The organism is Streptomyces palmae (assembly GCF_004684805.1).
In the GTDB taxonomy this organism is placed as follows: Bacteria; Actinomycetota; Actinomycetes; order Streptomycetales; family Streptomycetaceae; genus Streptomyces; species Streptomyces palmae.
This window is the reverse complement of the sequence record NZ_SRID01000236.1, coordinates 1-10,748: the sequence shown is the minus strand read 5'-3', so window position 1 is coordinate 10,748 and position 10,748 is coordinate 1. Positions and strand designations below refer to the sequence as shown.

3 protein-coding genes are annotated in these 10,748 nt (G+C 76.5%); all 3 read left to right on the top strand.

Annotated features, from left to right (window positions below; all coding sequences use genetic code 11):
* A partial coding sequence (locus tag E4099_RS21790; RefSeq protein WP_135340797.1) for an SDR family NAD(P)-dependent oxidoreductase occupies positions 1–3,467 on the top strand: 3,467 nt, incomplete at its 5' end.
* Between the two features lie 47 nt (positions 3,468–3,514).
* Complete coding sequence (locus E4099_RS34905) at positions 3,515–8,923, top strand: type I polyketide synthase (RefSeq protein ID WP_135340796.1); 5,409 nt, start codon at positions 3,515–3,517, stop codon at positions 8,921–8,923.
* Between the two features lie 12 nt (positions 8,924–8,935).
* The coding region (locus E4099_RS21780; RefSeq protein ID WP_135340795.1) for a type I polyketide synthase at positions 8,936–10,748 on the top strand (1,813 nt) is incomplete at its 3' end.

Here is a 10,748-nt window from a genome sequence, read left to right as displayed (position 1 = left end):
TGCTGGTCCGCTGGGACGGGCGGCTGTCGGTGGCGGCGTTGAACGGTCCGTCCTCGACGGTGGTGGCCGGTGACGCGCGGGCGATCGAGGAGATCGTCGAGGAGCAGACGGCGGTGGGGGTGCGGGCCCGTCGTATTCCGGTGGACTACGCCTCGCACTCGGAGCATGTGGAGCGGATCCGTGAGCGGTTGATCGGCGACCTGGCGGGCATCGCGCCGCGGGCGTCCGAGGTGCCGTTCCACTCCACGGTGACCGGTGAGGTGTTGGACACCGCGGTGATGGACGCGGAGTACTGGTACACCAACCTCCGCCGGCCCGTCCGCTTCACCGATGCCACCCGCGGGCTGCTGGCGGACGCCCATGACGCGTTCGTCGAGTGCACCCCGCACCCGGTGCTCACCGCCGCCGTCGAGGAGACGGTGGAGGACACGGAGCGCACCGTGCTGGTGGTGGGCTCACTCCGCCGCGACGAGGGCGGAATGCGGCGGATGCTGGCCTCGCTCGCCGAGGCGTACGTCCACGGCCTGCCGGTGGACTGGGCCGCCCTGCTGCCCGGTGACGGCCGGGTGGACCTGCCCACCTACGCCTTCCAGCGGGAGCGGTACTGGGTGGGCCGGTCGGAGGCCGTCGGCGATGTGCGCTCGGCCGGGCTCCAGTCCGCCGAGCACCCGCTGCTGGGGGCCGCCCTGCCGCTGGCCGGCGGCGAGGGGCTGGTGCTGACCGGCAGGATCTCGCTGGAGACCCATCCCTGGCTGGCCGACCACGCGGTGTGGGGCACGGTGCTGGTGCCGGGGACCGGGCTGGTGGAGCTGGCGCTGCGGGCCGGTGCGCAGGTGGGGTGCGGCCGGGTGGAGGAGCTGACCCTGCAGGCGCCGCTGGTGCTGCCGGAGCGCGGCGGGCTGCGGGTCCAGGTCCGGGTGAGCGGGCCGGAGGAGAACGGACACCGCACCGTCACCATCCACAGCCACCCCGACCGGGGCACGGCGGAGACGGCACCGGCCGACCAGCCGTGGACCTGCCACGCCACTGGCACCCTGGTGGCCCCCGCCCCCCAGCCGGCCTGGGAAGCGGCCGGGGCCTGGCCGCCCGCTGGCGCGGTGCCGGTGGACCTGACCGGGCTGTACGAGCGGCTCGCCGCCGACGGCCTCGGCTACGGTCCCGCCTTCCAGGGGCTGCGCGCGGCCTGGCGCGCCGGAGACGAGGTGCTCGCCGAAGTCCGCCTGCCGCGCGAACAGGACCAGGACGCCGAGCGTTTCGGCCTTCACCCGGCGCTGCTCGACGCCGCCCTGCACACCTGCCTGATCGATGGCGCCGAGCAGGTGATCCTGCCGTTCTCCTGGACCGGAGTGGGCCTGTACGCCGACGGGGCCAACGCCGTCCGGGTCCGGATGACGCGGACCGGCGGCGAGGTGTCGCTGACCCTGACCGACGCGGCCGGCGGGCCGGTGGCCGTGATCGACGCGCTGGCCACCCGGCCCGTACGGCCCGAGCAACTGCGCGCCGCCGCCGGGGCCGCACACCGCGACGCGCTGTTCCGGCTCGACTGGGCGGCGGTCCCGGCCACCGCCCCGGCGGCGGACGGGGAGCGGTGGGCGCTGGTGGGCGCCGACGAGTGGGGCCTCACCACGGCCCTGGCCGAGGAGCAGCCGGTTACCGCGTACGCCGACCTCGCCGCTCTCGCCGAAGCCGTGTCCTGCGGCGCTCCGGCGCCCGACACGGTGCTGCTGCCCTGGGCCCCCGCGGCCGGATCCGACCCGGCGGACCCGCGGGCGGTGCACCAGGCCGTGGTACGGGCGGTGGAACTGCTCCAGGACTGGCTGGCCGATCCGCGCTGGGAGTCCAGCCGGCTGGTGTGGATCACCCGGGGCGCGGTCGCCGCCGGGGACGCGGAGAGCGTCACCGACCTGGCCGGTGCGGCGGTGTGGGGCGCGGTCCGGTCGGCCCAGGCCGAACACCCGGACCGGTTCCGGCTGGTGGACCTGGACGGCACCGCGGAGTCCGGCCGGGCGCTGGCCGCCCTGCCGCGGGCCACCGAGCCGCAGCTCGCGCTCCGCGCCGGCGCCGCGCTGGCGCCCCGGCTGGCCCGCCCCGGCACCGTCGCCGAGCCCGCCGAACTCGTCCAGCCCCCCGCGCACGGCACCGTCCTGGTCACCGGCGGCACCGGCACCCTGGGCAGGCTGCTGGCCCGGCACCTGGTGACCCGGCACGGAGTGCGGGACCTGCTGCTGCTCAGCCGCGGCGGAGAGCGGGCCGAGGGCGCCACCGAGCTGCTGGCCGAACTGACCGGCCTGGGCGCCCGGACCACCCTGGCCGCCTGCGACGCCGCCGACCCGGACGCGCTCGCCGCCGTACTCGACGCCCTGCCGGCCGACCGGCCACTGACCGGGGTGGTGCACGCGGCGGGCGTCCTGGACGACGGTGTGGTCACCTCCCTCACCCCCGAGCGGATACGGGCCGTGCTGCGCCCCAAGGCGGACGCCGCCTGGAACCTGCACCAGCTGACGCGCGGCGCCGACCTCACGATGTTCGTGCTGTTCTCCGCGGCCGGCGGCCTCCTGGGCAACGCCGGCCAGGCCAACTACGCGGCGGCCAACGCCTACCTCGACGCCCTGGCCGGCCACCGCCGCGCCCAGGGACTGCCCGGCACCTCCCTGGCCTGGGGCCTGTGGGAGCAGGCCAGCGGCATGACCGGCGCCCTGGACGAGGCCGACCGGCTGCGGATGCGGCGCTCCGGCGTGCTGCCGATCCCCTCCGAGGAGGCGCTAGAGCTGTTCGACGCAGCGCTGGCCGCCGACCGGCCGCTGGTCCTCCCGGTACGGCTCGACCTCACCGCGACCGCGGAGGACGGCACCACCCGGGCGGCCCTGCTGCGCGGGCTGACCGGCACCGCGCACCGGCGGGCGGCCCGCACGGCGGTCGCGGAGGCGCCCGCCGCCGAGGACCTGGTGCAGCGGCTGGCCCGACTGCCCCGGGCCGAACGCGAGCACACGCTGCGGGACCTGGTGCGCGCCCATGTGGCCGCGGTCCTCGGCCACGCCTCCCCGGACTCGGTGGACCTGGGACGCGGATTCCTGGAGTCCGGCTTCGACTCGCTGCGCGCGGTGGAACTCCGCAACCGGCTGAGCACGGCCACCGGACTGCGGCTGCCCGCGACCCTGGTCTTCGACCACCCCAGCCCCACCGCGCTCATCGAGCACCTGGGCAGCCAACTGCCCACCGAGCAGCAGGCGGCGGCCCCGGCGGCCCCGGCGGTCCTGGCCGACCTGGACAGCCTGGAGGCCGGGATCCGGGACATCGCCGAGGACGACCCGGTACGCGAGCGACTCGCCGACCGGCTGCGGACCCTGCTGACCGCACTGCGGCCCGCCGCCGAGGACGGCACGGCGACCGGCGACGGGGCGGACGAGGTCGAGGCCGCCACCCTCGACGAGATGCTCGCCATCGTCGACCAGGAACTGCAGAACTGACCACGTCGAGAACCGGACAGCCGTCGTGAAGAAGGGCCCAGCTGACAATGACGAGTGACGACAAGGTCCTCGACTCCCTCAAACGCCTCACGGTCGACCTGCGCAGGACCCGGCAACGGCTCCAGGAGGTCGAGTCGGCCTCCCGCGAACCCATCGCCATCGTGGGCATGGCCTGCCGCTACCCCGGCGAGGTGGACACCCCCGAGGACCTGTGGCGGCTGCTGGCGGACGGCCGGGACGCCATCTCGGCGCTCCCCACCAACCGCGGCTGGGACGAGGACCTCTACCACCCCGACCCGGCCCGGCCCGGCCGGGTCAGCGTGCGCGAGGGCGGCTTCCTGCACGACGCCGACCGGTTCGACGCCGAGTTCTTCGGCATCGGCGCCCGGGAGGCCCTCGCCATGGAACCCCAGCAGCGACTGCTGCTGGAGACCTCCTGGGAGGCGTGCGAACGCGCCGGGATCGACCCGGAGTCGCTGCGCGCCAGCACCACCGGCGTCTTCGCCGGCCTCATCGGCCAGGACTACGCCGCCCGGCTGCGCCACGCCCCGCACGAGCTGGAGGGCTACCTCGGCAACGGCGGCACCGGCAGCGTCGCCTCCGGCCGGGTGGCCTACGCGCTGGGCCTGGAAGGGCCCGCGATCACCGTGGACACCGCCTGCTCCTCCTCCCTGGTCGCCCTGCACCTGGCCTGCCGCTCGCTGCGCCAGGGCGAATGCACCATGGCGCTGGCCGGCGGCGTCACCGTGATGGCCTCCCCGCTGGCGCTGGTGGAGTTCAGCCGGCAGCGCGGGCTCTCCGGCAGCGCCCGCTGCATGGCTTTCGCCGAGCAGGCCGACGGCACCGCGCTGGGCGAGGGCGCCGGCATGCTGCTGCTGGAACGCCTGACCGACGCCCGCCGCAACGGCCACCGGATCCTCGCGGTGATCCGGGGCAGCGCGGTCAACCAGGACGGCGCCAGCAGCGGACTGACCGCGCCCAGCGGCCCCGCCCAGCAGCGGGTCATCCGCCAGGCCCTCGCCGACGCCGGGCTCACCGCCGGCGAGGTGGACGCGGTCGAGGCGCACGGCACCGGCACCACCCTCGGCGACCCCATCGAGGCCCAGGCCCTGCTCGCCACCTACGGCCAGGACCGGCCCGCCGAGCGCCCGCTGCGGCTGGGCTCGGTGAAGTCGAACATCGGGCACACCCAGGCCGCCGCCGGGGTCGCCGGCGTCATCAAGATGGTGCTGGCGCTGCGGAACCAGACGCTGCCGCGCACCCTCCACATCGACGCCCCCACCTCCCGGGTCGACTGGACGGCAGGACAGGTCTCGCTGCTCACCGAGGAGACCGCCTGGCCCAGCGGTGGCCGGCCGCGCCGGGCCGGCGTCTCCTCCTTCGGCGTCAGCGGCACCAACGCCCACCTCATCCTCGAGGAGGCACCACCCCCCGCGGAGCGGGAGCCGGAGCCGGAGCCGGAGCGGGCGCCGGCCGACCGGACCGCCCCGGGCGGCCGGCTGCCGTGGGTGCTGTCCGCTCGCACCGAGAGCGCCCTGCGCGAACAGGCCGCCCGGCTCCACGCCCAGCTGACGGCCCGGCCCGAGCAGACCCCCGTCGAGGTGGGCGCGGCACTGGCCCGCACCCGCACCGCCTTCGCACACCGCGCGGTGCTCCTGGGCACCGAACGCGAGGACCTGCTCAGCGCACTGGCCTCGATCGCCGCGGGCGACCCCGCGCCCGGCATCCACCGGGGACTGGCCCGCACCCCGGGCCGTACCGTCTTCGTGTTCCCCGGGCAGACCGCCGGCTGGCGGGACGCCGCCGCCCGACTGCTGGACGCCTCACCGGCCTTCGCCGAGCGGATGGCGCGGTGCGCCGAAGCCCTCGACACCCGGACCGACTGGTCCCTGCTCGCCGTGCTGCGCGGCACGGCGGACGCCGACCGCGCCGACATCGAGCGGGCCGCGCACTGGGCGGTGGCGGTCTCGCTCGCCGCGCTCTGGCAGGCCCACGGCGTGCGGCCGGCCGCCGTCCTCGGGCACGGCACCGGTCAACTCGCCGCCCTGTGCACCGCCGGAGCGCTGAGCCTGGCCCAGGCCGCCGAACTGCTCACCACCGGCGCCACCGCGCCGCCCGCCCTCCACCCGGCGGACCTGCCCTGCTACTCCACCGCCGCGGACGGACCGGTGGACACCACCGGACTCGACCCCGTCCACTGGTGCGCCGAGCCGGCCGGCGCCGACATCGAGCAGGCCGCCATGAGCCTGCTGGAGCGCGGCCACACGGTGTTCGTGGAGATCGGCACCACCCCGATCGCCGCGGACCGGATCAGCGCGGCGGCCCATCGGCAGGGTGCGGGGACGGCACTGTCCGTGCCCACCGCGCGGCCGGACGGCGAGCCGCTGGACCGCATCCGGGAGGCCCTGGCGCACCTCCATGTGCACGGGGTGCCGGTGGACTGGTCCGCCGCCTTCCCCGACACCGGCCGCCCCCCGGTGGAGCTGCCCACCTATCCCTTCCAGCGCCGGCGCTACTGGCTGGACAACCCGGCCGGGACCGGAGACGTCACGGCGGCCGGCCTCCAGGCCGCGGACCACCCCCTGCTCGGCGCCGCCATCGCCCTCCCAGACGGCGACGGCCTCCTCTACACCGGGCTGCTGTCCCCGCGCACCCACCCCTGGCTGGCCGAGCACACCGTCGCAGGCCGGGCGCTGCTGCCCGGCACGGCCTTCCTGGAACTGGCCCTGTGGGCCGGGGCGCGCACCGGCTGCGGCCGGCTGGAGGACCTGACCCTGCACACCCCGCTGGTGCTGCCCGGCCCCGGGGAGCGGACCGAAGGGGTGCGGATCCGGCTGGCGCTGGCGGCCCCGGACGCCGCCGGCCGCCGCGGGGTCACCCTGGAATCCCAGCCGGCCACCGCCGACGGGCCGGCGCCCTGGACCCGGCACGCCACCGGCACCCTGACCCCGGCCACCGCCGCGCAGGACTTCGACCTGGTGGCCTGGCCGCCGCAGGACGCGGAGCCGGTCGATGTCGCCGGGCTGCGCCGGCGGGCCGCCGCCCGCGGCTTCGGGTACGGCCCGGCCTTCCAGGGGCTGCGCACGGTATGGCGGCGCGGCGCGGAGGTCTTCGCCGAGGTGGCCGCCGATCCGGCCGCCACCCAGCAGTCCGGCGGCCGGTTCACCGTGCACCCCGCGCTGCTGGACGCGGCGGTACAGGCCCTCGCCGCCACCACCCCGGACAGCCCGGACGACACCCGGATGCCGTTCTCCTGGCACGGCGTCACCCTGCGCCCCGCGGGCACCCCCGCACTGCGGGTACGGCTGGCACCGGCCGGCGAGGACGCGGTCACCGTGCAGCTGGCCGACGCGGCCGGCGCCCCGGTGGCCCGGGTCGAACGCCTGCTGCTGCGGCAGGCCCCGGCCCAGCAGGCCGCGGCCGGCGCCCTGTTCCGCACCGTATGGCGGCCCGTTCCCGGCGCGGCGCCCTTCGGCGGCCCGATCGCCCTGCTCGGTGCCCCGGACGGCGCCGCCGGGCCCACCGTCACCGTCCACCGGGACCTGGCGGCGCTCACCACCGCCCTGGCGGCGGGCGCCGAGCCGCCCGAGGCCGTACTGGCCCCGGTGGCCACCGAACCCCAGGACGCGCCCGCCGCGGTACGCGCCGCCACCGGCGCCGCCCTGGCGCTGCTGCACACCTGGCTGCGCGACCCCCGGTTGGCCGCCGTGCGGCTGGTGATCGCCACCCGCGGTGCGGCGGCCGCCGCACCCGGGGAGGTACCCGACCCGGCGGGCGCCGCGGTCTGGGGCCTGCTCCGCTCGGCCCAGGCCGAACACCCGGACCGGTTCACCCTGCTGGACCTGGACCCGCGGGGCCCCGAGCCGGCGGAGGCGCTCGCCGCCGGGCCGGCGGGCCCCCTGGGCCTGGCCCTGTCGGCCGCGCTCACCGGCGGTGAACCCCAACTCGCCGTGCGTCAGGGCGGCTTGCTCGCGCCCCGACTGGCCCCGGTGGAGACCGGTGACCTCGCCTCGCCGGACGGCGGGACCGAGGCCCCCCAGCCGGTGGGGACCGCGCCCGACCCGAACGGCACCGTGCTGATCACCGGCGGCACCGGCACCCTCGGCGCGCTCGTGGCCCGCCATCTCGCCGACCGGGGCGCCCGCCGCCTGCTGCTGGTCAGCCGCCGCGGCGAACAGGCTCCCGGCGCCGCAGAACTCACCGCCGACCTCACCGGACGCGGCGCCACCGTCACCGTGGCCGCCTGCGACATCGCCGACCGCGAGGCCCTGGCCGCCGTACTGGACGCCATCCCGGCCGAGCACCCGCTGACCGCGGTGGTGCACACCGCCGGGGTCGCCGAGGACGGGCTGCTGGCCGCCATGGACCCGGAGCGGATCGACACCGTGCTGCGGCCCAAGGCCGACGCGGCCTGGCACCTGCACCAGCTGACCGAGCGCCACCCGGTCGCGGAGTTCGTCCTGTTCTCCTCCGCGGCCGGCACCCTCGGCTCCGCCGGACAGGCCAACTACGCCGCCGCCAACGCCTTCCTGGACGCCCTCGCCCGGCACCGCCGCGCCCAGGGCCTGCCCGGGCTCTCCCTGGCCTGGGGCCTGTGGGAGGAGCGCAGCGCGCTGACCGGCGCACTGGACGCGGCCGACCTGGCACGGATCGGCCGCAGCGGAGTGCTGCCGCTCCCCACCGACCAGGCGCTGGCCCTGTTCGAGGCGGCCCGCGCCGGCGGCGAACCCCACGTGGTCCCGGTCCGCCTGGACACCGCGGCGCTGCGCGAGCGGGCCGGCGGGCAGCGCCTCCCGGCACTCCTGAGCGAACTGGCCGGCCGGACCCCCGGCCCGCGGCAGGACACCGCGCCCGGGGAGCACCCCGGGCCGGCCGAGGCCGCCGACACCGCCACGATGGGCCACCGGCTGGCCGCCATGCCCCCGGCGGAGCGCTACCGGGTCCTGCTCGACCTGGTGCGCACCCACGGGGCCGCCGTACTGGGCCAGACCGACCCGCCGCGCATCGACCCCGACAAGGGCTTCCTGGACTTGGGCTTCGACTCCCTCAGCGACCTCGAACTCCGCGACCGGCTCCAGGAGATCACCGGACTCGACCTGGCCGCCACGCTGATCTTCGACCACCCCACGGCCACCGCCCTCGCCGAGCACCTGGACGAGCAGTACGCCACCGAGGGGGCGCTGGAGGTCGGGCCGGCGCTGGCCGAACTCGACCGGCTGGAGACCTTCCTGACCCCCTTCGAGGCCGACCAGGACGCCAGGACCGCGATCAGCCTGCGGTTGAAGGACCTGCTGGCCCGCTGGGGCGCCGAGTCCGGCGGCACCGAACCGGCCGACCCCGCCCCGACCGACCTGGCCTCGGCCACCGACGACGAACTCTTCGAGGTGCTCGAAGGGTTGCGCGCCGGGGACAGCGGCGGCACCTCACCCCATCCGCACCATCCGCACGGGCATTAGGAGCAGCTCACAGTGGCGAACGAGGACAAGCTTCGCGAAAACCTCCGGTGGGCGGCCGCAGAGCTCGGCGAGACCCGGCGACGGGTCAAGGAACTGGAGGAGGCCGCCCGCGAGCCCATCGCGATCATCGGCATGAGCTGCCGCTTCCCCGGCGGCGTCAGCTCCCCCGAGGACCTGTGGAACCTGGTCGCCACCGGCCGGGACGCCATCGGCGAACCCCCCGCCCACCGCGGCTGGGAGGGCTTCCACGACCCGGAGGGAACCCGGCCGAACACCTCCTGTGTCGGTGAGGGCGGCTTCCTCGCCGACGCCGACGCCTTCGACCCGGCCTTCTTCGACATCAGCCCGCGCGAGGCGCTGGCCATGGACCCCCAGCAGCGACTGCTGCTGGAAAGCTCCTGGGAGGCCTTCGAACGGGCCGGCATCGACCCGGCGACGGCGCGCGGCGAGCGGGTGGGCGTCTTCGCCGGCCTGATGTACCACGACTACGCCTCCCGCCTGACCTCCGTTCCCGAGGCCGTCGAAGGCTTCGTGGGCAGCGGCAACTCGGGCAGCGTCGCCTCCGGCCGAATCGCCTATGTACTCGGCCTGGAAGGCCCCGCGGTCACCCTGGACACCGCCTGCTCCTCCTCGCTGGTCACCCTGCACCTGGCCGCCCAGGCGCTGCGCCGCGGCGACTGCACCCTGGCCCTGGCCGGCGGCGTCACCGTGATGGCCACCCCCAGCAGCTTCGTCGAGTTCAGCCGGCAGGGCGGACTCGCCCGGAACGGGCGGATCAAGGCCTTCGCCGCGGCGGCCGACGGCACCGCCTGGGGCGAGGGCGTGGGCATGCTCCTGGTCGAGCGGCTCTCCGACGCCGTGCGCAACCGCCACCGGGTGCTCGCCGTGCTCCGCGGCTCAGCCGTCAACCAGGACGGCGCCAGCAGCGGCCTGTCCGCCCCCAACGGCCCCTCCCAGCAGCGGGTGATCCGCCAGGCACTCGAGGACGCCGGCCTCTCGGCGGACCTGGTCGACGCCGTGGAGGCACACGGCACCGGCACCAGGCTGGGCGACCCGATCGAGGCCCAGGCCCTGCTGGCCACCTACGGCCAGAAGCGCCCCGCGGACCGTCCGCTGTGGCTGGGCTCGGTGAAGTCGAACATCGGGCACGCCCAGGCCGCCGCCGGTGTGGCGGGTGTGATCAAGATGGTGATGGCGATGCGGCACGGGGTGCTGCCGCGCACCCTGCACGTGGACGCGCCCTCGCCGCACGTGGACTGGTCCTCGGGCGCGGTGGAGCTGCTGACCGAGGCCCGCGACTGGCCGGAGACCGGCCGCCCGCGCCGGGCCGCGGTCTCCTCCTTCGGCGTGAGCGGCACCAACGCGCATGTGATCGTGGAACAGGCGCCGACGCAGGAGGCCGCGCCGATCGCCGAGGCCGATGGTGCGGATGTGGTGCCGTGGGTGGTGTCGGGTCGTGGTGGTGCGGCGTTGCGGGCGCAGGCGGGGCGGTTGCTGGCGGCGGTGGAGGGGCGTCCCGAGTGGGGGATCGCCGAGGTGGGTCGTTCGCTGGTGGTCTCGCGGGCCCAGTTGGCGGATCGTGCGGTGGTGGTCGGTGGTGACCGGGAGGAGTTGCTGGCGGGGTTGCGGGCGTTGGCCGCGGGTGAGACCGCGGGAGCGGCGCAGGTGGTGCTGGGGCAGAGCCGTGGCGTGGGACGTCCGGTGTTCGTGTTCCCGGGTCAGGGGTCGCAGTGGGCGGGGATGGCGGTGGAGTTGCTGGACTCCAGCGCGGTCTTCGGTGAGGCGATGGGGGAGTGTGAGCGGGCGTTGGCGCCGTTCGTGGAGT

What these genes read in the sequence shown, in the direction of transcription:
- E4099_RS34905 (WP_135340796.1), top strand. Translation starts at nt 3,515, where the DNA reads ATGACGAGTGACGACAAGGTCCTCGACTCCCTCAAACGCCTCACGGTC.